This window comes from Gammaproteobacteria bacterium (assembly GCA_011682695.1).
GTDB lineage: Bacteria > Actinomycetota > Acidimicrobiia > Spongiisociales > UBA4744 > BMS3Bbin01.
In genome coordinates this window covers 1-24,439 of the sequence record JAACED010000030.1, presented here as the reverse complement: position 1 = coordinate 24,439, position 24,439 = coordinate 1, and the positions used below count along the sequence as shown (strand labels likewise).

The window sequence follows — 24,439 nt, the reverse complement described above, 5'->3', positions numbered from 1 at the left end:
GCTCCGATCGGAGGCGTTTGCGGCTTTTGGAATCGTGTACTTCGTGGTTGCATCCGAGGACCAACTCGCTCTGCACCACGTTGCCGGCCGTCGAGCGGCCTCGATGATCCACGCCGCACTGTCCGATATGGGATGGGTGTCCGTCCATGCGCAGGCCGTCGGGCAGTTGCTGGTGCTGACACTCCTTGCCGCCGCCGGACTTGCTCTCATCTGGGTGTGGAAACGTCCTGCATCGAAAGCGGAGCGCCGTGCTCGGTTGATCCTCACCGGACTCCTCATCATTCTCTACGTGTTTGCAGGAGGCGTCGACTTCCTGGGATCGATTCTCCCTGGCAGGTTGTGGCCGGCAATCGAAGAGAGCGGTGAGCGCCTTGCGATGACCCTGTCCCTGGCGTACGCAGCGGGCCTGGTATCGATCAGGCACGCTCGTCAATTGTGAGCAGATACGGTGGCGACGGATTGACGCACGTTGGCGGTCGCGTCGTTCTCTGGCGCTCCGGCCCGAGGCTCCAAGGCAAGGATCGACTCAGACCGTGTTCGGTGAGGAATCAGCCATAGCGCGCCAGCTCCTGGTGGTGTCCGCGACCGGGTGCAGGACCGATGTCGACGCCATGCGCTTCAACCCAGGCGTGGGCGGTGTGGTCCTTCGGATTCTGTGGAAGGCCGATCACCAGTTCGGCTTCTTCGCCCTGTTCTCGCATCAGCCGGTAGAGCACCATCGCCTTGATCAGGCACCGTGGCTGCCAGGGGCCGACGCGCAGACTGCGAGTAACTGCCGTACTCAGCTTGCGGGGAGCGTAGGTCGGATGGCTCCTGGCCGTGCTTCCGATCCGATAACTCTCCATGAGATCGGGAAGGGCACACCGTTTCGATGCGGTCGCGGACTGCACGGCCAACGCCCATATTCGAACGAACAGCCTCACCTTCTCTGCCACGGGCAACCTGGCAGAATCGTTCGATCTCACAACTCTCTCACCTTCTCGACGACTCGCTCCACAGTCGGTTGGAGATAGTCGACATCCAAAGGTCGCACGAGATCCCAGACGGGCACTCGATCCGCAAGGTCGGTGATGCGGTGAAAGACCCGCTCGCGCTCCTCATTGCCCGGCAGTCGAAAGGCAAGCGCCCAGAAATCGCTGATCGCTCGAGCGCCCTCGCGGCGTTCCAAGCGGATGCCCGAGGCATCGCTCTTGAGCAGCATGACCCCTTTGAGGGGTAACGGATCACAATTGCCACGAGATTCCTTGGAGAGGGCGAGGAACCTGCGTTCGTGATCCTCTCCCACATCGACGACGCTCGAAGTGGGGAATCGATCTGCGACATCATGGCGAACTCTGAGGAGCGCCGGCCCCGGGATCACTTCCGTATCACGGCCAACCTGCACGCAGGTGACATCCTCGGCCAGCACCCGGAAACCTGCGGTATGGAACGCCGCGGCGAGCGTTGTCTTGCCGAACTGGCTGGGGCCCCCAAACAGAACCGCCCCCCCATCCACTTCCACGGCGGAAGCGTGCAACGGCAGGTCACCCCGGCCAACCATCAGCAACAGCATCGGTGTAGTCCAGAGTCGAACCTCTCGTCTCAACGCGTCGGCATGTTCGGGAATGGCTATCGTTCTCTGCCGGGGATCGACCAGGAACCAGCCTGCGTCACTCGTCCACAGTCGATAGCGTCCCTTATCGTTCTGGTAGACCCGACCGTGGAACGCCTTGTCTGGCCGCTGTTTCCATTCCACAACAAGCCGTTCACCCGGTACCGGGCCCTCCTCGGAGTGGAACGTGACCTCCAGCGGCTCACCCACCCCGTCGCGAAGAAACCGGAAGGAGACATCGGAGTGAGCCTCATACCCGAAACACGTCCCGCGCAGAGAAACGGATGTTCGAGGGTCGGTCATCGCCACGGATCCAGGAATGCGGGGACACATGCGAGACGGTTGAGCGCTTTCCGTTCCTTCAAGGCGAGGTTCTCACTCTCGAGCTGGTGCGCCACGAGATCATGGTTGATCCCTTTCATCCGGACGTCGGTATCGAGAATCCATTTCCGCGGCCCAGGGTAGTTGGCCCTATGTGACGGTTTCAGTACCTCTCCCCGGCGGAGGCCTGCCGGCAAGCCCATGGCGACCTGCAACATCGCAATCGAGCCGTCGATTCCCGGCGACGCAACCACCGCTCCCACCGGGACCTATGAACGATGCGGAGCAGCAATTCATACGCCTCGCCGGCGGGTCAGGCTGAACACTCTGCGTGGCACGATGGTGACCCTTGACACACCCTCAGTGGTAATGATAGCCTGCCGAGGTAGAGGGAAGCTATGTGGACTATGGGAGGCTACAGGGTGAAGTACGAGACCCCTCAGATCAAGGACTTCGGCTCGATCGTGGAGCACACGTTCCAGCTGTTCGTGTGCGACCCCAATCACTCGGACCTAGTCGACGGTTGTCACCACTCCTAGGAAACGGAATAGAAGCCTTTCCCTCAGGAGAAGGTATTGACATGCTTCGAACCTCGACTCCAGTGGTCGAGGTTCGATCTATATGGCGTAACTTCAAGTCCAGGACCATTCTCCGTGACGTCAGCTTCGAGACGGCACCTGGAGAGATCCATGCCCTGATCGGGCCCAACGGCGTTGGCAAGACCACGCTGCTGCGAACGATCGCAGGTCTGATCGAGCCAAGCAGAGGAACGGTGAGGATTCTCGGTGGAAGCCCACGTTCCGCCTGGGTACGCGAGCGCATCGGGTGGGTACCCTCCGGAGACAGGTCACTCTATCTCCGCATCTCCGGCTACGAGAACCTCGTATTCTTCGCTCGTCTGCACGGTATGAGCCGGCGCAACGCCGTTCGGCGCGCCCGCGAGCTCATGCAGGAGGTTGGGCTTGCCGATGCCATGCATATTCGTGCAGGCCTGTACTCGCATGGCATGCAGAAACGTGTCGCCATTGCCAGAGCTCTTCTCACGAATCCTCAACTCCTCCTGTTCGATGAAGCGACCCACGAACTCGATCCGAGTGGTGCCGCGAAGATCCACCGTGTGGCGAAGAACGCTGCCAGGCAAGGAGCCGGCGTCATCTGGGCAACACATCGCCTCGACGAGCTTGCCGGTCTCGCCGACACGGTGACCGTGCTCAGCACCACTGGAGTGCGCTTCCAGGGACCCGTCGATCAGTTGGTGGCGATGGCGAACGAACGCTCATACGTCATCCGTCTCGGCGAACATACCTCTTCTGCAGATGATCTCGAGCATGCGATCGCTTCATTTGGGACACTCGTCCTTGTCGAAGAGGTCGCAAGAGAGGAGTATCTCCTTCGACTCAGGAACGGAACGGTACTGGGTGACGCCATCGCCTCGCTGACATCCGCCGGGCTCCCCGTGTTGGCCTGTCGGGAGGCCCGGCCAGAGATCGAAGAGGCATTCCTCACACTCACCGGCGAGAGTACCGATGACCTCTCCTAGCACCGGCACTGCGATGGGAGCCAGATTCCTCCTTGAAGTGAGAAAACTCCCTGCGTTCATACGGCGAGATTTCCTCACCGCGTGGAGCTACCGGATGGCATTCTTTGGTGACGCAGTGGGGCTCGCGGTGCAGATCGTGATGTTCTACTTCATCGGGTTGATGGTCGATCCGAGCAAGATTCCCGAGTACGGCGGCCAGCGGGCAAGCTACCTGGCCTTCGTGACCATCGGTATCGCGCTGGGCGCGTTTCTCTCGCTTGGCCTCAATCGGGTTGCTACGGCGATGCGCTCCGAGCAGCTGATGGGCACCCTCGATTCACTGTTCATGACCCCGACGCATCCGATGACCCTCCAACTCGGGCTCGCCGTCTACGACCTCGTGTACGTCCCGATACGTACTGCCCTGTTCATCGGTATCGTGTCGATCTTGTTCAATATCGGAATCGCACCATCGGGCATCTTGCCTTCGCTGGCCATCCTGCTGTTGTTCATTCCGTTCGTATGGGGGCTCGGAATGGTGAGTGCCGCAGGCGTAATGACGTTCCGAAGAGGAACGACGATTCTCAACCTTGGCGCTCTTGCGTTGAACTTCTCTTCGGGTGCGTACTTCCCCGTCGATCTGCTCCCTGGCTGGATGCAAGACCTTGCTCGGGCGAATCCGATTGCTCTCGCGTTCGACGGTACGAGGCAGGCGCTGCTCGGCGGTGCCGGATGGAAGGCGGTCACCCCTCATATCGGGATCTTCATCGGAGCCGCGGCGCTTTCCTTGACCATTGGGGCCATCGCACTGAATCTGTCTCTGCGACGTGAGCGCAGGCGCGGTACCTTTGGGCAGTACTGATGATCTTCGGGAGGAGACTTGATGATTCCTGAAACGGCAATTGTGCGACAATCCCCGCATGCTGCATATCGCGATACCCAGGAGGGAGGGGTCCTCCTCAACCTGGAGACCGGTAGCTACCACGGGTTCAATACGATAGGAGCGCTGATCTGGTCACTCATCGATGGTAAGACGGTGCGTGAACTCACCGACGCAACGCGCGCCGCCGTGAGCGACGCTCCTGCCAACCTCGGAGATGACGTTTCTTCGTTCCTGGAGGGTTTGGCGACACGAGATCTCATCGAGATCGACACCGCAGACGAATAGCCACGTACCCCGCATATGGCTCGCCCCCACCCTGCTCTCATCGAACTCGCGGCCGGACGGCCGCTGCCGGTTGTCGAAGACCCGGATCGCCTTCTCGATTCGGCGGTGGAGCACCGCACGACCGGGCTGCTCTGGACTCGGGTCGAAGCAGGAGAGCTGAAGGGCAGCGAGCAGTGGGAAAGGACTCTGGCAATGCTGTCCCTGCGAGACGAAGCTCGCCACCGGCGTCTTTGGGAGAGCCTCGAGAATGTGGCTGACAAGCTCGCCGGGGCCGGTATCCAGATCGCGGCGTTCAAAGGGGTCACTGCCGAAGCCCGCTGGTACGGCCGAATCGGTGAGCGACCCTGCTACGACGTCGATATCCTCGTCGATCCCGCAGCGGCCGACCGGGCAGATGACGTTGTAGCCTGCCTCGACCCGGACCACTCGCTCGTCGGACATCTCCAGGAACTGTTTCATCGCGGCCTGGTTCAGGCAGTTGAACTCGAGGTGGATAACGTCAACATCGACCTCCATTTCGATCTCTTCAAGCTCGGCATTCCGTCCCGCGCCAACAGGCTGGTGTGGGAGCGGACACAGCAACTCGTCACTCCCTCTGGCGGATCCATCAGAGTGCTCGACGCCGAGACCGCTCTCGTTCATCGACTCATCAGCATCAACAAAGACCGCTTTCGCTACCTCCTTGCATACGCGGAAATCGCTCGGATCCTTTCTTCCGCACCTGACTTGCGTGTGGTTCAAGATCTGGCCCGGGTCGAAGGCCACGAGGTCATCGTCAACAAGTCGCTCACGGCTGTGCTCTCGACGCTGAGATTGCCCACTGAAGACATCCCCCAACCGCAAGGATGGCGATCGCGGGCCTGGGATTATCTGTGGCGCTCGAAGACGCGCCTTCTTGGCGAGACAAGCACTGTGAAGTATGCGCGGCGTGGCTACCTGCTGATGCCGGCTCTCGCCAGGAACCGAACAGGTGACACACTCCGTTGGATGACCGCAAGGATGTTCCCGCCCAGGGCCTATCTCGACTACCACCACCCGGACGCCAGGGGTCCTTACGCAGTACGAATCGTCACCTCCCGTGTGCATCAACTCGTACGAAACCGGCAAGCCCGATCAGAGATCATGCACCGAAAGCCGCCGGCCACGACGATTCCATCTGATGTCGAGACGCGCCCCCGGAGACACCGCCACACATGAGCGCCGGGGCGGATGATCCTGCGCAGAACAACGACCACCCGATGAATGGAGACGTCAGCATCTCTCACGTTCTCGTGACGCTGGAGCGGGATGGTCCCACCGAAACGTCACGAGAACGACTTCAGAGCGATCGTTCCCGCACCACTGTCGCCACGTCGATGCGCTGGACCGCCCGGAGCACCGGACGTTGCGACAGCAACGCCGCCATCAAGATCACGAGCACCGTGAACACATAGGTCGTCGGGCGGATATACAGGTCCCACTTGAACATGTCGCTCGAGTACATGGCCACTCCGTAGTAGGCGAACGCGTACCCGAAGATCAGCCCCGGGATCACCCCGATGAGGGTGAGCAGGACGTTCTCGGCGGTCAGCAGCCGCGAGATGGTCCGGCGAGCCACCCCTCCGGCACGCATCATCGCCACTTCAGATGCGCGTTCCGCGACGTTCGCGGAGATCGTGTTGTAGATCAGGGCGAACGCCATGACCCCTCCGAGAGCGAGCATGATGCCGACGAACGCGTAGAACAGTCCCATGAATTGGTCCACCATCGACTTGAGCGCCTGCGAATCGATGAACGCCGCCACCGAAGGAAGCTCACTCAGCTGATCTCGCATCGCTTCCCTGTCGACACCCGGATCGAATGTCAGGTATAGCGTGTTGGCGACGTCGCTGGTCCCGGCGAGTTCGGCCAGGCGGGGTTCGGCGATGTACGCGTAGGTTCCGAGCGGCTCGCGTACGAAGCCGGCGACCGTTTCCGTCACGTTGATCCCGAGGTCGGGAACCTCGACCGTCACCTCGTCTCCAACGTGCAAGTCCAGCTGGCTCTTCAGTGACGAACCGAGGAAGACGCCGTCCGAAGGCAGATCGACGTCCTTTCCACCGACAACGAAACCGTGGAGTTTCGTCGTCGGATCGAACGCCAGCAGCTCCGTGTGATACTGCTCGGAGGCGGTGCGGATCGTGGCAGACACGTCTGCAACCGGCTCTGCGTGCGCCACGCCGTCGACGGCCTTCACTCTGGCAAGGACATCCGGAGTGACAGGAGTCGTCAGATAGAGCTGCGCGTCTTGACGGTTGACCTGGTTGAACTGACGATCGAGCATGACCTGGGTCGAGTCGATCATGCCCCAGAACGTCAGGATGAGGGTGACGGCAAGCACGACGCCCACGACCGTCGATATCGTCCGGTTGCGATTCCGACCGATCCCGCGCAGCACCACCTTCCAGCGTGCCGGGAGCCGCCGCAACGGCGGGACCAGACGTTCGATCCACGTCGCTCCCCCCTTCCCAGCAGGGATCAGACCACGCATGGCCTGCGCAGGAGCGATCTTGGCGGCACGCATCGCCGGGGCAAGCGCAGACAGCGCCCCGACAACCAGCGCGAAGATGACCCCGATCGCCACCGTCGACGCACGCACGGTTGCCACCATGATGGGTATCGAGATGGCGGCCGTATACAGCTTGGTGATCTCGCGCCCCAGCAGCCCTCCGAGGGGCGCTCCGATGGCTGCTCCAATCGCTCCGGCGAGCAGGCCGAAACGCAGGTAGTGGCCGAAGATGGTCCGCTTGTGAAATCCATTCGCCACCAACAGGCCGATCTGTCCGCGTTGCGACAGAACGAGTCGGGTCAGCAACACGTACGTTGCCATCCCGGCAGCCGCCAGGAACAGCAGCGGGAACATCAGCGACATCTCCTGGAACCCGGACAGGTCCTCGCTCAGCGCCGCGTTGGAGGGAAGATCGGCCAGCGGTGTTGCGTCGGCTGCACCGTGGGCAAGCGCTACGTCCTTCAGCGCCTGGTCGACTGTGGCCGTGTCGGCCCCCGACACGTAGGTGACCAGCACCTCTCGACGGACCATGGCCGAAGGAATCCCGGCGAAGACATCCTGGTCCACGAACAGTATTCCGAAGTCATCGAATGACGGGAAGATCTGCTGGCGGCTGGGGGCCGGCCACAGATACTCGGCAGACGCTGCCACACCTGCGACCCGGGCGTTCACCCAACCCTGTGGGCCGAGTACTTCGATCACACTGCCGGGTTTGAGCTTGAAGTGGGTGGCCATGTGCTGTTCCAGCAGGACGGAATCGGTCCCACTCAGGTACGTGCCGGAAAGCAATGTGACCTGGTCGATGGACGGCTGGGCGTCGCCAGGAAGGCCGACGAGTCGGCCGAGCATCTTGTGGTGACCGTCGATCCTGACCGGAACCTCCGCAACGGATCGTGTGGACACGTCCTCGACGCCATCGACCTCTCGCGCTGCGGCAACGATGGCCTCCGTGTCGCCTCCGGAGATGGTCATGTCGGCCGTGTTGAGGGTTACGAACATCTGGTCGTACGATGCGGTGAGGTTCAGGTACGCGTCGTACGAACCCCCGAAGAGCGCAATCCCCAGCACGATCGTGACGATCACCGCGATGAACTGGCTTCGTCTTGCCCTCAGGTCTCGCCGCAGCTTGCGGTCGAGAATGCTCACCACTCCACCTCCTCGGGCTGCAGCGGCCTTGCGTTGATCTCGATCGAAGCCACGTCGCCGGAGCGAAGTCGGATGATCCGATCACCCATCCCACCAATGGCGGCGTTGTGCGTGACAAGGAGAACGGTCCGATGGTCATCGTCACTGACCGCCCGAAGCTGTCCGAGGACCTGGCGGCCCGTCTCGAGGTCCAGAGAACCGGTCGGCTCGTCCACCAGCAGGATCGGCGGCTGCTTGACGAGTGCGCGTGCGATGGCGACACGCTGCTGTTCACCGCCCGAGAGCATGCCGGGGAAGTGATCGGCGCGATCGCCGAGATTGACGGCCTCGAGCGCGGCCATGCTGTCGTCGTGGTTCCTCCCGACGAGTTCGGCCATGAGCTGCACATTCTCCAAGGCGGTGAGCGTCGGGATGAGGTTGAAGAACTGGAACACGAATCCGACATGGGAACGTCGGAAATCGGTACGTTCCTCCTCATCCATCGCAATGAGGTCGATGCCATCGACGGTCAGTGAACCGGACGTTGCCTGCTCGATGCCTCCGATCAGGTTGAGCAGGGTGGTCTTGCCCGATCCGCTGGGCCCGAGGACGACGGCGAACTCGCCCTGCCGGAAATCGAGGTCGATGTTCTTGAGCGCGTGGACTGCCGTTGGCCCCTCGCCGAAGGTCTTCGTCACGCTCTTCAGGTGGATGACGTTCACTGGGTTCCTTTCGCCAAAGCATCGATGAGTGCATCGATCGCACCCGCTGTTTTCTCTGCGTCGAAGTTCAGTTCGACGAGTCGGTAGAGGAAGAGCCCGTCGACGAGCGCCCCGAGGACCACGGCAAGGCCGTTCGCATCGAAGTACGGAGAAATCTCTCCTCGTTCCTGGCCGGCAGTGATAGTCGCGGCGAACAGATCGAAGTACCCGCTCCACACGCCTCTGATCCACGCGCCGACACGTTCGTCCCGTACCGCCTGGTGGGCCGCTTCCATCGAAATCACCATCAGCGGAGACCGCACATCCATCGAGCGAAGCCACGCAAACGCATCTTTGAGGACTTCGGCGATGCTCCCCGCCTCCTCCATCATCGTCATAGGCCCTGACATCTCGGCTTCGAATGCCACGGAGGCCGCTTCGAGGAGCAGGTCGTCTTTGGTGCCGAAGTAGTAGTGAATCAGCGCGTTGTTGACGCCGGCCCGTTTCGAGATCAACCGCGTGGTGACGTTGGTCCATCCAACCTCGACGATCAGCTCTCCCGCCGCTTGCAGGATTCGATCCTTGCGAGACGTATCTTGGTCATCTGGTTTAACCATCTGACCAATAGCCTAGCAACGTACCCGATCCCGTCCAAAGACGCTTTCTCGTCAATGCTGGCGTCGAATAGCGACGCCAGCATTGACGAGAAACCTTCCGTGTACCATCGCCGGACTCGGAAGGAGATCTCTGGAAACCCGCGCCGTCCTCATCAAGGGAGCAAGGGACATCGCACCCATCTTGGTTGGTGTGATCCCGTTCGGCCTGATCGTCGGTGTCACCGCCGTCGCGATCGGGCTCACGGCCGTCCAGGCGGTCGGCCTGTCGGTGATCGTGTTCGCGGGAGCGGCTCAACTCGCGATGATCGAACTGCTCAAGACCGGCTCCCCGACGCTCGTTGTGATCGCCACCGCGCTGATCATCAACGCTCGCTTCGTCATGTACAGCGCTTCCCTGGAACCGTACTTTCGGGATTTCTCCGGTCCTCGCAGGGTGGTCGGCGCCTATCTGCTCACCGACCAGGCCTTCGCGTTCTCGATCAACCGCTACATGGACATCGAGGAGTCGCCCTCTTCGAGATTCGCCTACTTCCTCGGGGCGGCCTCGACCTTGTGGATCACATGGCAGCTTTCGACACTGGCCGGCGCGTTGCTCGGTGCCGGAGTACCGGCTGCCTGGTCGCTCGATTTCACCATTCCCCTGGTGTTTGTGGCACTCCTGGTCCCGGCGGTGCGTGATCGAGCAGACCTGATTGCTGCCCTCACCGCAGCAGCCCTGGCGATCGCCGCGGCGGGCCTGCCGTTCAATCTCGGCCTGCTCGTCGCAGCTGTCGGCGGAATCGCAGCGGGTGTGATCGCCGAACGGAGGATCGGATGAGGAGCGGACTCGACATCTGGGTCATCATCCTGGCGGTCGGAGTCGGGACATTCTTGCTCCGCATTTCATTGATCGCCATGCTCGGACGTGCGCGAAGCGTTCCGCCGGCACTGCAACGTGCCCTCCGGTTCATTCCGCCGGCCGTGTTGGCGGCGATTGCCACACCTTCTCTCGTTCAAGTCGATGGCGTTCTCACCGCGGGACCCAGGCTCCTGGCCGGGCTGGTCGCGATCCTTGTCGCATGGAAGACCAAGAATGTGCTTGCCACGATCATCGTCGGGTTGGTGACACTCTGGGTGATCCAGGCCCTCTGAGTTCGACAGCGCTCACGGGCACCGCGAGGATCAGGGTCATCGCCCATTGAAAGCTCGACCGTCGGCGACGATGCTGTGAATATGCAGACGCAGCCCACGCTCCCCCGCCTGCGCACCAAGCTGGCCTTCTGGCTCCTGCTCGGCATGTTGTCCACCGCGCTCGCCGAAGTCACCGTCGCCTCCCAGGTGGCACCGTTCTTCACCGTCGCAGGCCTGCTGATCGCGTTTCCGGTGTATTCACTGCACATTCTGGTGCTCGGACACCTCGTGGCGGTCCGCAACAAGCCGACCGTTTCGCTCGTGTGGACGGCAGGGATCCTGTTCGGTTTCTACGAGTTCCTGATCACCAAGGTGCTGTGGAACCCGCCGTGGACCACCGATCCATTTCGGATCGCCGGCGTCGCCATCCCCGAACTCCTGGTGATCGGACTCTTCTATCACGCGTTCATGGCGTTCCTCATGCCCTTGTGGATCGGGGAGCGGTCGCTCACCAACTCTCGGTCGATCCCGCTCCCCAAGCGGCTTGCCAGGATCTTCAGCGGCAAAGGTCGCTGGGTGGCGCCGGCGCTCTTTGGTCTCGTCGCAGGGGCAACGGCGCAAGAACGCGTCGGACTTTCGATCGCCAGTTTCGCGCTCGCGGCCGCAGGTGTCCTCTGGTGGCGCCGGCGTGGACACACCCGGTGGGCCCTCATTGAGCTGCTCCCCGATCGGCGAGAATTCCGGTGGCTGGCCGGTGTCCTCGGTATCTGCTATCTGATGGCAACGGTTGCGATCCGTCCGGAGAAACTCCCTGGACTGCTCGGATGGTTCAGCATGCTCGTTCTGTACGCGGCGGTGATCTTCCTGTTCATCCGGCTCGAGCGTCGCCAACGCGAGGACCCTGACCTGCCACGAACGGCGCAGAAGCTCGACGTGCAGATACGCCCCGCGATCGTCGCGACATTGGTCGGTCTCGTGGCCGGTGTCGCGCTTCCTCCAACCCTTGGAAGGCTGCTGATGATCGTGATCATCTGGGGAGGCGGCGCAGTTCTCGGACTCGTCATGCTTTGGGGAGCCGCCAGGTCCGCACGCAGGCCCGTACCTGAACGGACGTAACGGCAACGGTCTTCACGTTGGCGACGCGAGCGCGGCAACGCGCGGTCTCACACGATGTCGTATTGCAGGGATGCAGCGAGATGCTCGAGGTGGAATGCGGCAATGGCACTGGACGGGCGTCCGACCCACACGTGGACCGGCATCCCTAGCCAGAGCCGGTCCTCGAGCCAGTCGATGTCTTGCATCGGTGCTCGCACGCACCCGTTGGAAGCGGGCTGCGGACGCGCAACCTTGCTGCCGTGGATGGCATAGCCGCCGATGAAGTACCAAGGCCGGTAGATCGGACCGTACGAGCCGTGTCGCCAACCTGCCACATGCCGGATCAGGGTGTAGTCACCGACCGGGGTGTGAGCGCCACCCGTGCGGCGCCCAAGTCGTTCGTAGGTGTCTCCCCTGCCGGACACGATCGGGAAGACGGCCGTGACATCGCCGCCTTCGACGAGATACATGACCTGTCGATACAAGTCGACTTCGATGCGATTCGGCTCGTCGGGTCGTTCGGGGATGTCGTAACCGACCGCGGCCAGTGCCCGCACGTTCTCCCAATCCTCGTGGGTCCATTCGGTCGTGCGGTCGGCGCTCACCACTTTGTGAAAGGCCATGATGGCGTCCGCAGTTGCTTTGCCGTGGCTGCCATCGATCTGGCCTCGGTACAAACCCAGCTGTTGAAGCATCTGCTGGACCCGTACCGTCTCGGTACGTGAAGGTGATTCGGTTGCGGCAAGGGCTGTCGGGACAGACGAGATCGCTACGGTCAGGGCGATCCCGACCACTGCCGCCGCGCGCACGAGAGCGTGGATGTACGTGACTGAACGTTTCATGGATATCTCCGAGAGTGTGATGGGCCGTACACCGGGATCCTGATCCGGGACCGCTGCGGTGTGGCGCAGAGGGGTACCTTACGCCGTCGCAGGAATTGTGCGACATCCGCGAGGCGTCCGCCTCCGCAGATTTGGCTGTCGTCGGGAACCGTGCAGTCATCCGTAACGTCCCATCACCAGCAACCCTCGAGGAGACCCCATGAAGATCACTGGCCTGGTTCTGCTTCTTGGGCTCGTTGGTGCAGCGTGCTCGATCCAGGGCACGGTGCCGCACACCCCGGACGGTGCGGCTGTTTCCGATCCCCTGCTACTCGCGAGCGGGCCGACACGCGATGACGACGCAACCGTGTACCTGGCCGAAACGCTTGCCGAGTCGTATCCGCCACAGCCTGGCGGGGCCCATCTGATTGTGCAGGGTCTCGACCTGTCACACGTCGATGGGCTCTCGACCGTTCGAGGAATCACGTGGTCCGATGAACAAGTGCAGTTGCTCGGTACGATTCAGGACGGCGTCCTGCACATCGCCGGCTGAGACGGCGACGACCGGTACCGAGCTCCCCGATCATGGGCTGGTGGCCCTCAGGCCCTGCCGAGATCGTTCATGAAGTCGTCGGCCGGCACGAACATCGTTGCATAGTGGTGCACCCATTTGATCGTTCCGTCCTGTCCGATGAGCGCAAAGCTGTGCGACGGCCGGTCTGCGTGGCCGTAGACACCCATCATCCCGTATGCCGATGACGTCTTGCGGCTGCTGTCGATCAGGATCGGCGTCGTGATTCCGAAGCGGGCTGCCTCGACGCTGACCTGATCGGCGGGGTCCACCATGATCGGCACGAACGTGATCCCGGCTGCGGCCAACTCATCTGCTATCTCGGGGATCTGAGCGAAGCAGCCGTCGCACCCGACGCCCATGGAGAAGTAGAGCAGCACATCGCCACCCTGGGCCTTGAGATCCTCCAGCGACACCATCGTCCCGTCGGTCGCCGGAAGTGAGAAATCGGGTGCCGCCGACGACACGACGGCCTCGTTCGGACCTGAAGACAGGACCCCGAAGAGAACGAGCCCGACGATCCCGATGATGGGGATGGCAAACCCGATCCACTTCCCGATCGATGACCGACGCTTCGGCCGTGGACGTTTCCGCGCTTGTACTGCTGCTCTACTCATGACAACTCCTGGCTCCGTCGGAATCCGCGTGTACATGCTCCAACTCGGTGATCTCTTCGATTTCGGGGGATCGACGCCGCCCCGAGATCGCTATCGCGACGCCTGCAACCCCGAGCAGGAACAGGCCGGCGGCCCAGTCGGGAACGACCGACAGAACGTCGACGACAGGGCCGAGACGATCTTCGATCCACGTGCCGATCCCCGCCTGGAACGCAGGGGCGACTGTCGCTCCCGTCACCCCGACGATGATCAGCACGATCCCCATCACTCCCATCACGACACTCGTAATCAGGTTGAGCGTGTTCGTGACGAACGTCTTGCCGGCCACGCTCCACGTGATCGGCCTGCCTCGCATGAAGTTCCGTTCACCGATGCGCCAGCGGTCCCATGCGACGGTCATGATGAGCAGCGGGAACACCATCCCGAAGACGTAGGCGAGGCCGATCCCGACTCCTTGCCACATGGAAGGGGCGACAGCCGAGAGTGTGACCACGCCCACCAGGACCGGAGCACAGCATGAACTCGCCGCTCCCGAGAACACGCCGAGGGCGAACACTCCGGCCGAGTCGGTTCGCTGAATGTCGGGAGATCCCTTGAGCATCGGCAATGCCCAGCTGCGCCCGACGGCGGCGGCGCCCGCAAGCCCGAGAAGGATCAAACCGGCACCGACGTAGACGGCGCCGTGATAGCGAAGGAGCGAACGGGTCAAGAATCCCACACCGAGAGTCACCGGGACCAGCACGACCGCGAGACCCAGAGCGAAGATGAACGTCAGAGGGAGGAGCCGCCATCGCCCGTTTCTCACCGCCGCCGACAGGTATGCCGGGAACATGAACACGATGCAGCAGGGAGCAAACAGCGCTACAGCGCCGGCAAAGAACGCCGCGATGAGCGAACCTCCCAGGAACACGCCTTCCATCAGCGGCTCCCCTCGGCTCGTGACGCCAACGCCCCGCGCAGCTTGCGCTCCGAGATCCTCCCATACCCGAAAAGCTCACCGTCGATCAGCAGCAGTGGAGGGTACGGGGTCCTCCACCGCCGCTGAGCGGCCGCACCAGCAGGTGATGCGAGATCGACCTCGGATACGTCGAGAGGGATATCGGCGGCAACCCGCTCGAGAACTTCGCGGGCGTGACCGCAGTAGTGACAGCCGGGACTCGTCACGAGGGTGACGGGATGTCTCAACCCGTCACCTCGAGCGTCCCGATCATTCCTGCCTCGGCGTGACCTGGGACGGAACACAGAATCTCGTACTCTCCCCCGGGCAGGTTGGTCAACCCGATCGTTGACAGCCGGCCGGGTCCGACGACCACCCGCACACCGAGCGCTGGGATCGTGAGGTCGTGAAGCAACGCCCCCTCGTTGACGAGGGTGAGGTTCACTGCTTCTCCGGAGCGCACCGTGATGGCCGGCGGATCGAACCGAAACTCGGAAGCCACGACTGCCACCTCTGTGGCACCGAGAATCGCTCCGGCTCCGCTCGAGTCCTCACCGTCGTGCATTCGATGCTCGCCCATTTCGTTCCACCAGCCGGACGAAGTGTCGCCGTGCATCCACGTACCCGACCACGAGGACGGAACCGCGAAAGACACAGCCGATCCGACGAGCGCCACGGCAATCAGGACAAGTCCGACGATCCAAAGGCGCTTCATCGCTCAGCCCCGCGACAGCTCGTCGCGGCGAACACTGAATTCATCGCGATCGATCTCGCCGCGTGCGTACCTCTCCTCGAGGATGCCGAGTGCTCTGTTTCCCTGACGCGTTCCACTCCCGAAAGATCCGGAACGCACCGCCCAAACGATCAACAAGACGACACCGCCCCAGAAGAGCAGCATCCACAGCGGCCCCAACCAGCCGCCCCATCCCCACATCATGAAATCTCCTTTTATCGTTTGAGGAAGAGGATGGCGCAGCAAGATCAAGCCGAGATGAGCCAGAACGTGAAGCTTCGATGAAGGCCTATACGGCCGGGAGACTGATCTCGAATGTCGACCCGGATCCCGGCCCCTGCGACAGGGCGATGACGTCGCCGCCATGCAGCCGCGCCAGGCGACGGGCGATCGTGAGTCCGATACCGGTGCCACCACGTCGTGAGGCGTCACCCCGGTAGAAGCGTTCGAAAACGGTTTCGAGGTGTTCGGGGTCGATGCCGACGCCGGTGTCTCCGACCGTGACAACGACTTCCCCGGATTCTGTTCGGCCCGCGATCTCGACGCGTCCACCGGCAGGGGTGTACGACAGGGCGTTCCCGATGATGTTGGTGAAGACCTGAGCGATACGATCTCGGTCGGCTCTCGTCGGCAGTGGGGACATACTGTGAACAACGAGTTCGACGTTGTTGCTCTCGAACTGGGGCCGGAGCCGTGCAGCGACCTGGCCGGCCACCTCACCGAGGTCAAGCCAATCGGCTTCGAGCTCGATACGTCCTTCCTCGGCCCTCGACAGCGCACTCAGATCTCGGGCCAGTCGCTTCAGTCTGGATGCTTCATGACCGGCGGCGGCAAAGATCTCGTCGCTTGGAGTGAAGACACCATCGAGCAGCCCCTCCATGTAGCCCTCGATGGTGGCAAGCGGCGTTCGCAGCTCGTGAGCGACCTCGGAGATCAGTTGAAGGCGGCGCTGCTCCACCATGTCGAGCGCCTCGGCGAGAGCGTTCACGTCGGCGGCAAGGGCAGCGAGCTCTGCTTCGTCCGGCAACGGAACTCGCTCCTGGTACGCGCCGGAGGCAAGGCGTCGCGCTGCTCGGCGCACGGCTTCAACCGGACGCAAGATCCGCCCAGATGCATACGCGCTCACCACGAGCGCCGTCGCGGCGCTCGCCCCGAGCGAGACCGCCAGCGCCCTTCCGAATGATGCGTTGAAACTGGTCTCGAGTTGCTCGACCATCGAATTGGACATCGTTCCAAACGTTCGTGTCATCGCAGCGAGGTGCGCAGCAAAGAACTGCGGCGCGAGGACCTGCATCGTCACGAGCATCGTGATGGCGCCAACCACGACGATGGTCAGATAGGAGAACAAGAGGCGAACCCGGAGGGTCTTGAACGGCATCTTCATCTGGCTTCCGCCACGAACTTGTAGCCGACCCCGCGCACCGTGGCGATGAATCGCGGGTCGGCTGCCTGGTCACCGAGTTTTCGGCGAAGGCTGGAGATGTGCACATCGACAACTCGCTCCGCGCCGAAGTAATCCCATCCCCAAACCCGCTCGAGTAGCTGCTCACGTGTAAACACCCTGCCCGGCGCCGACGAGAGTGCTGCAAGCAGGTCGAACTCGAGGGCGCTCAACTCGATGTGTTCGCCATCCCTCAGGACCTCCCTGCGAGCAGGATCGATCGTCACCCCCACGAAATGCACTGCATCGTCTTCTTGAAACGACGGCATCTTCCATCTCCGGAGAACCGCTCGAATCCGGGCCGTGAGCTCGCGTGGGCTGAATGGTTTCGTCACATAGTCGTCCGCTCCAACGGTGAGCCCGACCACACGATCCACCTCCTCCACGCGGGCGGTCAACATGATCACGGGAACGTCCGACTGTGCCCGGATCTCCCGAAGTACTTCGAAGCCGTCCGATCCGGGCATGACCACATCGAGAAGCACCAGATCCGGCTGCTTCTGTCTGAACAGTCGGATTGCTTCGTCGCTGTTGGCTGCCTCGAACACCTCGAAACCGTCCGAAGCAAGATACGACGCGACCATTCTTCGAAGTCCAGCCTCGTCGTCGACCACGAGGATCAAACGCTTGTCCATGTCCCCGATGGTATCCGGCCCACGATCGAACCCGGGCGATAATGACACCGAGGGCCGTGTGTGCGGACCCGTCCGCCTCTGAAGTGCATGCGTGGTCGTTGGAGACGGACCCTCCGGCCAGAGGTGCGGCGTATGTCCGGAGTTGGCGCCGCTCACCCGGTCGCGATGCAGATCACAAGCGGTAACCGGCCACGGTCCGGCTACCTCGTGTCGGGGTCGATGCCTCGATCGGCGAGGATCGCTTTGATGCGCGCGATTCGGGCCCTGGTCCGACCGGCGTTCTGGACGGGTCCCATACCCGGGTCGACCTGTCCGGTGCCCGCACGATCCGTACCGCCAACCGCGCTCATTTCTGGAGAAAGGCCGGCCTCCGAACCGTGGTGCGCCGTCGCGTTGATCCTCTGGGCAGTGATGCTCTCCAGGCGTGCTCGCAAAGAGACGAATTCGGCGAGGAGCTCCTCGCTGCTGCGGTCCATATCCTGATCCTGAGCGAACCAGCCTGCCTGCTCCCGCAAAGCGCCCAGACGCCTTTGGAGTTCGGACCGTTCAATAAAAGCATCGGATGGCAACTCGAGAAGACGCTGCTGCGCCTCGCCGAGTTCTTCCAACAGATCGTCCAGACTCTTGTCGTTGTCCGCCATCGATATACGCCTCGCAGACAGTCTAGTAGTACCTGGTCCCATGCTCGCATGTACGGGACCTGTACAGGCGTGCAGAGACCAGTATTCTGCGTTTCGTACTCCGTACTCCGTATTTCGTATTTCGTGCAGCGACACAAGATCGCTGCAGGACCGCGGAGCAAGCGTCTATTGGTCCCCCCAGGGAGCGAAGCGACCTATTTCTCCCCCCAGCGAGCGAAGCGACCCGTTTCTCCCCCCAGCCAGCGAAGCGACCCGTTTCTCCCCCCAGCGAGCGAAGCGACCTGTTTCTCCCCCCAGCGAGCGAAGCGAGCGTTGGGGGGAGTACGGCGGAGCCGGGAGGGGGGCCGCACACCCAACCCAAGACCCCCTCCGCCGCTGGAGCGGCACCTCCCCAACACTCGCCAGAGCCCTCGCTGGGGGAGGAAACATGCCGGAAGGGGTGTGCTGCTCGACAGACGCTCAGTCACCGGCCGCCAGCACAAACTCGAACACCCAGGCCGACCGGGGCGCCCACCCGGACCCTTCGATTCCCACCTTCAGAATCTTCACCGGACGTGGATCCAACCCCATCAAGTCAAACTGGACCACCTGCGCAACGCCCTTCTCCACCAGGACGCCGTTTCGCATCGACGAACTTCCATCTGCGTCGAGGATGCTGTACCCGAGAAAGAACATGTTGTCCGGACGGTCGGGGTCTGTGTCCAACACCCGATGTTCCACCCCGTCCGCGTCCACATACGACACCAGCATCGCCAACGGCGCCTCCCGGCCATCGAACCCGGTTCCGGCCAGCGACTGAGATTCCACCAGGCCGTTCAGAGCCACCACCACATGGTCGAATCCAGACACATCCATGTTCACATCCTTGGCGATTCCCGCGCGGGTGGAACCGCCGGACCCCTCCAGATGCAGCCCGGCGCCATCGATCTGAGACACCTCTTCGGACAGATCATCATTCGGATTCATCCACACCTGCCGGTACCAGCCTTCGGCGAGCTCCGACCCGTCCGGCTTCGTGCCAAACCCCGCGTTGATGAGCACCACCATGTTCTCCAACTCATCCACCGTCTTTGGTGTCCATGCCGGCGCATCCGTCGTTGAACCGGTGGCGGCTGTCGTCGTCGGCGGAACGGTGGTCGTAGGAGAGGTGGTGGTCGTGGACGATGTGGACTGGACCTGCGTCGTCGACGAAGACACACCTGCCGACGTCACTGTTGAGCTCGACTCTTCCGGTGCACCATCGTTCGATGCAGAACAGCCCGCACCGACAACCATCACCACCAGCAACCAACCAACCAACGTCGTCCGCATCATCAAGGCAACCTCCTCATCCACAACTGTTCGGGCCAGGCCAGGATTTCGGAGGACTCTAGGCAGGGTTGCCTCGAATTCGCGAAAGTGGTGTTGCCGCGGTCATGAAGCGAACCGCGCCATCTCTTCGACCGCGGTGCGGCGTCCGAAAACAGCTTGGCGGCCCTGCAGATCGACCAACGCCTCGCTGCACTCGAAGAGTCACAGCTTGGCTTGGTCCCGGAAGGAGAACATGGGCTCTGATACCATCAGCCGGTGGACGCCGTTGCTCTGACCCTGGAAGCGGTCACCGCCGCGGTGACCGGGGAGCAGCCCAGGGTCCTCACCGTCGGCGATCCCCCCGCCATTCCCTCAGGGCCGCCACGCAGGGATGATCCGACCTTCGAACTGGCAGTGCGCCGCCTACTCAGAGAGCAGACCGCACTCGAGGTGGGCTACATCGAGCAGCTCTACACGTTCGGCGATCTCGCCAGGGCGGATAACGCGAGCGACCGCAGGGTGTCGGTCACCTACCTGGCCCTGGTCGAGGAAGAGACTCCGGCGCAGGGTGCTGCCTGGAACGACTGGTACACGTTCTTCCCCTGGGAGGATCATCGCGTCGCCTCGCCGGGAGTGCTCACCGACCGGATCGAGCCGGAACTCACCGCATGGGCAGGCGGAGACACCGAGCGTGATCGCAGGGTCAGGTTGGCGTTCGGCCTCGGTATGGCGTGGGACCCGATCCGCGTCCTGGAGCGGTATGAACTGCTCTACGAGGTGGGACTCGTCGAGGAGGCGTATCGCGACGCCGGTGCAGAACCCCCTCCGGACCTCGGGACGGGCCTCGCCCTCGGCGGTGATCACCGCCGGATCCTGGCATCGGCGCTGGGGAGACTGCGGGGCAAGCTCACGTACCGTCCCGTCGTGTTCGAGGTGCTGCCGGAGACCTTCACCCTACGTCTGCTGCAGCGCACGGTCGAGGCGGTGATCGGGGTACACCTCCACACCCAGAACTTCCGGCGCCTGATGGAGCGCGAGCGGCTGGTCGAGGGAACCGGGCAGCGAGCGCCTTCCAGCGGAGGTCGCCCGCCCGAGCTGTTCCGATTCCGACGTGACGTGATGGGAGAGAGGCCCCGTCCCGGCGTACGCTTCCCTGGCTACCGTTAGTATTGCTCACATTGAGCAAAAGAGATCGGAGCTTCCCCATGACCGCACCTCCCGTCGCCGACCGCCTTGCCGCGGTCCTTCCCGCCGCAGAGGTCGCTCTCGCCACGCCTTTGCTCGAGGAAATCGAAGCGCTGAAGCGCACGCGCAACGCCGTCGTGCTCGCCCACAATTACATGACCCCCGATATCTTCCATGGGGCTGCGGACGTCACCGGCGACTCGCTGGCTCTGGCACGGATGGCGGCGGACACCGATGCCGATGTCATCGTCATGGCGGGGGTCCACTTCATGGCCGAGACGGCCGCGCTGCTCAATCCGGAACGGACCGTGCTCATCCCCGATCTCGACGCCGGATGTTCCCTCGCCGAGTCGATCACGCCCGAGCAGGTGCGAGCGCTGCGCCGCACCCATCCGGGGGTCCCCGTCGCGGTCTACGTCAATACCTCGGCAGCCGTCAAGGCAGAGGCGGACATAACCTGCACCTCATCGAACGCGGTCCAGATCGTCGAGAGCCTGGGTGCAGAACAGGTCATCTTCCTCCCCGACCGGTACCTGGCCGCCTGGGTCGCCACACAGACCGACGTCGAGATCATCGATTGGCAGGGGAGCTGCATCGTGCACGAGCAGTTCACCGGAGACGATCTCCGCTTCCACCGGGGAGCCATGCCGCGACTGACGATCTTGGCGCATCCGGAGTGCCCTCCCGACGTCCTCGAGGAGGCCGACTTCGTCGGCTCTACGGCCGCCATGGAGCGATGGGTCACCGACCGCCATCCCGAGCAGGTGATGCTCGTCACGGAGTGCTCGATGTCGGACAATGTGGCGGCTGCCGTCCCGGACGTCGAGTTCATCCGACCCTGCAACCTGTGTCCGCATATGAAGCGGATCACCCTCGAGGGCGTGCGCGATTCCCTGCTCCATCTCAGACACCGGGTTGTCGTCGATCCCGATATCGCAGGCAGAGCCGGTGCCGCCGTCGAGCGCATGCTCTCCGTATCGTGAGGATCGAAACCGCCGGCACCGTCGTGGTCGGGTCAGGTATCGCCGGACTGTCCGCGGCACTCGCTCTCGGTTCCTGCGTCATTCTCACCCGCTCCGAGCTGGGGTCGGGATCGAGCCGTCACGCCCAGGGTGGGATCGCCGCCGCGATCGGCCCTGACGATGACCCCGCCGCTCACGCCGCCGACACCGTCACCGTCGGTTCGGGACTGAACGATCGACTCGTCGTCGATGCCGTGACTGCAGCGGCTCCGGATCGGATCCGGTGGCTGGAGGAACTCGGCGCCCGATTCGACCACCGTGGGAGCCGCTTAGTGCTGGGAAGAGAAGCCGGGCATTCGACCCGCCGCATCGTCCATGCCGATGGCGACGCCACAGGAGCAGAGGTGATGCGCACCCTCGTCGCCGCAGTCCGGGCACGGGCGGAGATCGACGTTCTCACCGGCTACGACCTGGTCGATCTGGTGCGCAACGAGGGGCGGGTGACCGGAATTCTCGCTCTCGATCCGATAGGCGAACCGATTCTGCTGCTTGCCTCTGCGGTCGTGCTGGCAACGGGGGGCATCGGGCAGCTCTTCCTGCACACCACCAACCCGCGGGAAGTGACCGGTGACGGCCTCGCAGCGGCCGCCCGGGCGGGCGCAGAGCTGGCCGACCTCGAGTTCATGCAGTTCCACCCGACGGCGCTCGCCGTTCCCGCCGACCCGCTGCCGCTTCTCACCGAGGCGTTGCGCGGTGAGGGAGCCCTGCTCGTCGATGGGCAGGGTGAACGCATCATGGAGGGGGTGCATCCCGACGCAGAGCTCGCCCCCCGTGACCTGGTAGCGCGCGCGGTGTGGCGCCGGATGGAGCAAGGCCACCAGATCGGACTCGATGCCACCCATCTCGGCGAACGGTTCCTCGAACGCTTCCCCACCGTCTGGGAGGCGGCCGACACCTATGGCCTCGATCCGCGACGGGAACCGCTTCCCGTCACTCCTGCAGCACACTTCCACATGGGTGGCATCGCCACCGACGCCCGGGGCCGCACCAGCCTCCCTGGGCTGTGGGCGGTCGGCGAGGTGGCCTCGACGGGGCTGCACGGCGCCAACCGGCTCGCCTCCAACTCGCTGCTCGAGGGCATGGCCATTGCCGCCAGCCTGGCAGGGGACGTGGCCTCGGTCGCGACGCTCCCGGCCGCCGATCCGGGGCGGCTCGAGGTGCCTGCCGATGCACTCTCCGTCGATCGGGGTCGCGACCCGGCGGCGATCGACTCGATCAGGGAGACCGCCTGGCGATGGGTCGGCATCATCAGAGACGCCTCCGGGCTCGGCGCGGCAAGGGAGTACTTCGGTCTGCTCGGACGAACAGGGCTCGTCGAACGGAACCTGCGTGCCGTGGGAGAGCTGATCGCCGCGGCGGCGCTGGCCCGCACCGAGTCGAGAGGAGCCCACTTCCGCAGTGACTACCCCACACCCGATCCTGCACAGGCGCACCGCTCCCTGGTGCGGCCCGATGCGGCGCCATCGGCGACGACTGTGCCGCGGAGTCGGATATGAAGTTCATCCCTCCCGGCACCGTCGCTCTGCTGGAGCGCGCCCTCGCCGAGGATCTCGCCGCTGCAGGGGACATCACCACGAACGCGGTCGTGCCCGCGGGTGTCCGCATGCAGGCCACTCTGGTGACGCGCGAAGAGGGGACCATCGCCGGACTCGAGGCATCGTTGCGGGTGTTCACCCTCCTCGACGACGATGTCGCCATTACGACGCAGATCGGCGAGGGGACTCCGGTGAAAGCGGGTACGGCGCTGGCAGTCCTCGAAGGGCCCGCGGTGGCGCTCCTCGCCGGCGAGCGCACCAGCCTGAACCTGCTCTGCCACCTCTCCGGGATTGCGACCGCCACCGCAGCAGCCGTCGCTGCCGTCGAAGGGACCGGTGCCGTAGTTGCAGACACCCGTAAGACCACGCCGGGGTTGCGGGCGCTGGAGAAGATGGCGGTGCACCTCGGCGGCGGACGAAACCATCGCTTCGGGCTCTACGACGCCGTCCTGATCAAGGACAACCACCTGGCTCTGATCGGCACCGTGGGTGCAACGGTGCGGCGGGCGAGGGACCGGGTCGGCCACATGGTGAAGATCGAGGTAGAGGTGGAGACACTCGACGCTCTGGCGGAGGCGCTCGATGCCGGAGTCGACGCGGTGCTGCTCGACAACATGAGCCCTCCCCTGCTTCGCGAGGCCGTGCGCCTGGTCGACGGCCGGTGCATCACCGAGTCCTCCGGATCGATCACACTCGACACGATCCGCACGGTTGCCGAGACCGGCGTCGACGTGGTGTCGCTGGGCTGGATCACACATTCGGCTCCTGCCCTCGACATAGCCCTCGACGCCGGGTGAGCCGGTATCGCGCCGGCGTGAACGGCACCCGGCCCTTCGTGCATCTCACCACGGACAGGCAATCCCCTTCGAAGGGACCCGAACGGCCTTCTCCCCTGAGTCCGCCGCATCCTTTGAGCCCGATGAAATCCTGAACGGCCGTCACGGACCGACGAGTGCCTCCAGCTGGGAAGCAACGGTCTCGGAGACCACGCCGGTCCCACCAAGGATCATGATCCGCTCCGGTGCCAGCCGGACGATCTCATCGAGCGCCGCCTGCGGCATCGCATCGGCACCGGTCAACAGCAACGGCCCATGGAGCCGTCCGCTGGCCGGACCGCCCGCCAACGCATCCGGAAACCCGAAACCGTTCGCCACATACACCACCTGAGGGCCCCCCGACGGGTACATCCACTTCGACACCTCCACCGCCGTCGCAAACCGATCCAAACCCGCCAGAC

Annotated in this window: 29 protein-coding genes; 13 read left to right on the top strand and 16 right to left on the bottom strand. The window is 63.4% G+C overall.

Translation table 11 applies throughout. The features are described from left to right. On the top strand, nucleotides 1-439 hold a 439-nt coding region (locus GWP04_07585; GenBank protein NIA25418.1), incomplete at its 5' end, for a hypothetical protein. Between the two features lie 109 nt (nucleotides 440-548). On the opposite strand, the gene GWP04_07580 is transcribed toward GWP04_07585, so the two are convergent. Continuing rightward, nucleotides 549-965: a lasso peptide biosynthesis B2 protein gene (locus GWP04_07580; GenBank protein NIA25417.1), complete on the bottom strand. Its 417-nt coding sequence runs from the start codon at nucleotides 963-965 to the stop codon at nucleotides 549-551. Beyond that, nucleotides 962-1,894: a hypothetical protein gene (locus GWP04_07575; protein ID NIA25416.1), complete on the bottom strand. Its 933-nt coding sequence runs from the start codon at nucleotides 1,892-1,894 to the stop codon at nucleotides 962-964. The genes GWP04_07580 and GWP04_07575 overlap by 4 nt, the downstream gene beginning before the upstream one ends. A 598-nt stretch (nucleotides 1,895-2,492) precedes the next feature. On the opposite strand from GWP04_07575, the gene GWP04_07570 reads away from it, so the two are divergent. The 4 genes from GWP04_07570 to GWP04_07555 are packed head-to-tail and all read left to right on the top strand — an operon-like array spanning nucleotide 2,493 to nucleotide 5,796. Next, nucleotides 2,493-3,452, top strand: a complete 960-nt coding sequence (locus GWP04_07570) for an ATP-binding cassette domain-containing protein (GenBank protein ID NIA25415.1) — start codon at nucleotides 2,493-2,495, stop codon at nucleotides 3,450-3,452. Continuing rightward, a complete protein-coding gene (locus GWP04_07565; protein ID NIA25414.1) occupies nucleotides 3,439-4,293 on the top strand; it encodes an ABC transporter permease in 855 nt (284 codons plus the stop codon). The genes GWP04_07570 and GWP04_07565 overlap by 14 nt, the downstream gene beginning before the upstream one ends. A gap of 21 nt (nucleotides 4,294-4,314) precedes the next feature. Then, a complete protein-coding gene (locus GWP04_07560) occupies nucleotides 4,315-4,599 on the top strand; it encodes a PqqD family peptide modification chaperone (GenBank protein ID NIA25413.1) in 285 nt (94 codons plus the stop codon). Nucleotides 4,600-4,614: 15 nt separating this feature from the next. Continuing rightward, nucleotides 4,615-5,796: a hypothetical protein gene (locus tag GWP04_07555; protein ID NIA25412.1), complete on the top strand. Its 1,182-nt coding sequence runs from the start codon at nucleotides 4,615-4,617 to the stop codon at nucleotides 5,794-5,796. Between the two features lie 121 nt (nucleotides 5,797-5,917). Here GWP04_07555 and GWP04_07550 read toward each other — a convergent pair whose 3' ends face one another. From GWP04_07550 to GWP04_07540, 3 genes are read right to left on the bottom strand one after another with little or no spacing between them, the layout of a single operon-like run. Beyond that, nucleotides 5,918-8,272 carry an FtsX-like permease family protein gene (locus GWP04_07550; protein NIA25411.1) on the bottom strand — a complete coding sequence of 785 codons (2,355 nt, stop codon included), beginning with the start codon at nucleotides 8,270-8,272 and terminating at the stop codon, nucleotides 5,918-5,920. Continuing rightward, a complete protein-coding gene (locus tag GWP04_07545) occupies nucleotides 8,269-8,973 on the bottom strand; it encodes an ATP-binding cassette domain-containing protein (GenBank protein ID NIA25410.1) in 705 nt (234 codons plus the stop codon). The genes GWP04_07550 and GWP04_07545 overlap by 4 nt, the downstream gene beginning before the upstream one ends. Continuing rightward, nucleotides 8,970-9,569, bottom strand: a complete 600-nt coding sequence (locus tag GWP04_07540; GenBank protein ID NIA25409.1) for a TetR family transcriptional regulator — start codon at nucleotides 9,567-9,569, stop codon at nucleotides 8,970-8,972. The genes GWP04_07545 and GWP04_07540 overlap by 4 nt, the downstream gene beginning before the upstream one ends. Nucleotides 9,570-9,699: 130 nt before the next feature. Here GWP04_07540 and GWP04_07535 point away from each other — a divergent pair, with 130 nt between their 5' ends. The 3 genes from GWP04_07535 to GWP04_07525 all read left to right on the top strand — a co-directional run bounded on the left by GWP04_07535 (nucleotide 9,700) and on the right by GWP04_07525 (nucleotide 11,795). Further along, complete coding sequence (locus GWP04_07535; GenBank protein ID NIA25408.1) at nucleotides 9,700-10,386, top strand: branched-chain amino acid ABC transporter permease; 687 nt, start codon at nucleotides 9,700-9,702, stop codon at nucleotides 10,384-10,386. Further along, complete coding sequence (locus tag GWP04_07530; protein NIA25407.1) at nucleotides 10,383-10,700, top strand: AzlD domain-containing protein; 318 nt, start codon at nucleotides 10,383-10,385, stop codon at nucleotides 10,698-10,700. Before GWP04_07535 ends, GWP04_07530 begins: the two co-directional genes overlap by 4 nt. An 81-nt stretch (nucleotides 10,701-10,781) precedes the next feature. After that, on the top strand, nucleotides 10,782-11,795 hold the full coding sequence (locus tag GWP04_07525; protein ID NIA25406.1) for a hypothetical protein: 1,014 nt from the start codon (nucleotides 10,782-10,784) through the stop codon (nucleotides 11,793-11,795). A 47-nt stretch (nucleotides 11,796-11,842) separates the two neighbouring features. On the opposite strand, the gene GWP04_07520 is transcribed toward GWP04_07525, so the two are convergent. Beyond that, the gene (locus GWP04_07520; protein ID NIA25405.1) at nucleotides 11,843-12,616 is read right to left on the bottom strand and encodes a L,D-transpeptidase family protein; all 774 of its coding nucleotides are present in this window, start codon (nucleotides 12,614-12,616) and stop codon (nucleotides 11,843-11,845) included. A 199-nt stretch (nucleotides 12,617-12,815) separates the two neighbouring features. On the opposite strand from GWP04_07520, the gene GWP04_07515 reads away from it, so the two are divergent. Beyond that, a complete protein-coding gene (locus GWP04_07515) occupies nucleotides 12,816-13,148 on the top strand; it encodes a hypothetical protein (protein ID NIA25404.1) in 333 nt (110 codons plus the stop codon). Nucleotides 13,149-13,195: 47 nt separating this feature from the next. Here GWP04_07515 and GWP04_07510 read toward each other — a convergent pair whose 3' ends face one another. From GWP04_07510 to GWP04_07470, 9 genes are all read right to left on the bottom strand, one after another. Continuing rightward, nucleotides 13,196-13,783, bottom strand: coding sequence for a redoxin family protein (locus GWP04_07510; GenBank protein NIA25403.1), 588 nt, complete (start codon nucleotides 13,781-13,783; stop codon nucleotides 13,196-13,198). Then, entirely contained in the window at nucleotides 13,776-14,702 is a 927-nt protein-coding gene (locus GWP04_07505; protein ID NIA25402.1) for a cytochrome c biogenesis protein CcdA, read from the bottom strand. Before GWP04_07505 ends, GWP04_07510 begins: the two co-directional genes overlap by 8 nt. Further along, entirely contained in the window at nucleotides 14,702-14,968 is a 267-nt protein-coding gene (locus tag GWP04_07500) for a thioredoxin family protein (protein ID NIA25401.1), read from the bottom strand. Before GWP04_07500 ends, GWP04_07505 begins: the two co-directional genes overlap by 1 nt. Then, nucleotides 14,965-15,435 carry a hypothetical protein gene (locus GWP04_07495; protein NIA25400.1) on the bottom strand — a complete coding sequence of 157 codons (471 nt, stop codon included), beginning with the start codon at nucleotides 15,433-15,435 and terminating at the stop codon, nucleotides 14,965-14,967. The genes GWP04_07500 and GWP04_07495 overlap by 4 nt, the downstream gene beginning before the upstream one ends. Nucleotides 15,436-15,438: 3 nt before the next feature. Further along, complete coding sequence (locus GWP04_07490) at nucleotides 15,439-15,657, bottom strand: SHOCT domain-containing protein (GenBank protein NIA25399.1); 219 nt, start codon at nucleotides 15,655-15,657, stop codon at nucleotides 15,439-15,441. A gap of 85 nt (nucleotides 15,658-15,742) precedes the next feature. Beyond that, on the bottom strand, nucleotides 15,743-16,837 hold the full coding sequence (locus GWP04_07485; protein NIA25398.1) for a HAMP domain-containing protein: 1,095 nt from the start codon (nucleotides 16,835-16,837) through the stop codon (nucleotides 15,743-15,745). Next, on the bottom strand, nucleotides 16,834-17,529 hold the full coding sequence (locus GWP04_07480; protein ID NIA25397.1) for a response regulator: 696 nt from the start codon (nucleotides 17,527-17,529) through the stop codon (nucleotides 16,834-16,836). Before GWP04_07480 ends, GWP04_07485 begins: the two co-directional genes overlap by 4 nt. A 200-nt stretch (nucleotides 17,530-17,729) precedes the next feature. Next, a complete protein-coding gene (locus GWP04_07475; protein NIA25396.1) occupies nucleotides 17,730-18,170 on the bottom strand; it encodes a hypothetical protein in 441 nt (146 codons plus the stop codon). A 459-nt stretch (nucleotides 18,171-18,629) separates the two neighbouring features. Next, nucleotides 18,630-19,484 (bottom strand): hypothetical protein, encoded by an 855-nt coding sequence (locus GWP04_07470; protein NIA25395.1) that lies wholly within the window; start codon nucleotides 19,482-19,484, stop codon nucleotides 18,630-18,632. 252 nt (nucleotides 19,485-19,736) lie between these two features. Between GWP04_07470 and GWP04_07465 the strand changes: the two genes are divergently transcribed. The 4 genes from GWP04_07465 to nadC are packed head-to-tail and all read left to right on the top strand — an operon-like array spanning nucleotide 19,737 to nucleotide 23,999. After that, nucleotides 19,737-20,627: a hypothetical protein gene (locus GWP04_07465; GenBank protein NIA25394.1), complete on the top strand. Its 891-nt coding sequence runs from the start codon at nucleotides 19,737-19,739 to the stop codon at nucleotides 20,625-20,627. A 38-nt stretch (nucleotides 20,628-20,665) separates the two neighbouring features. After that, the gene (gene nadA, locus GWP04_07460; GenBank protein NIA25393.1) at nucleotides 20,666-21,628 is read left to right on the top strand and encodes a quinolinate synthase NadA; all 963 of its coding nucleotides are present in this window, start codon (nucleotides 20,666-20,668) and stop codon (nucleotides 21,626-21,628) included. After that, entirely contained in the window at nucleotides 21,625-23,163 is a 1,539-nt protein-coding gene (locus tag GWP04_07455) for an L-aspartate oxidase (protein ID NIA25392.1), read from the top strand. The genes nadA and GWP04_07455 overlap by 4 nt, the downstream gene beginning before the upstream one ends. After that, nucleotides 23,160-23,999, top strand: coding sequence for a carboxylating nicotinate-nucleotide diphosphorylase (gene nadC / locus GWP04_07450; protein NIA25391.1), 840 nt, complete (start codon nucleotides 23,160-23,162; stop codon nucleotides 23,997-23,999). Before GWP04_07455 ends, nadC begins: the two co-directional genes overlap by 4 nt. Nucleotides 24,000-24,140: 141 nt before the next feature. Here the strand turns inward: nadC and GWP04_07445 are convergent. Then, nucleotides 24,141-24,439, bottom strand: a 299-nt coding sequence (locus GWP04_07445; GenBank protein NIA25390.1) for a hypothetical protein, incomplete at its 5' end; no start/stop codon positions are given.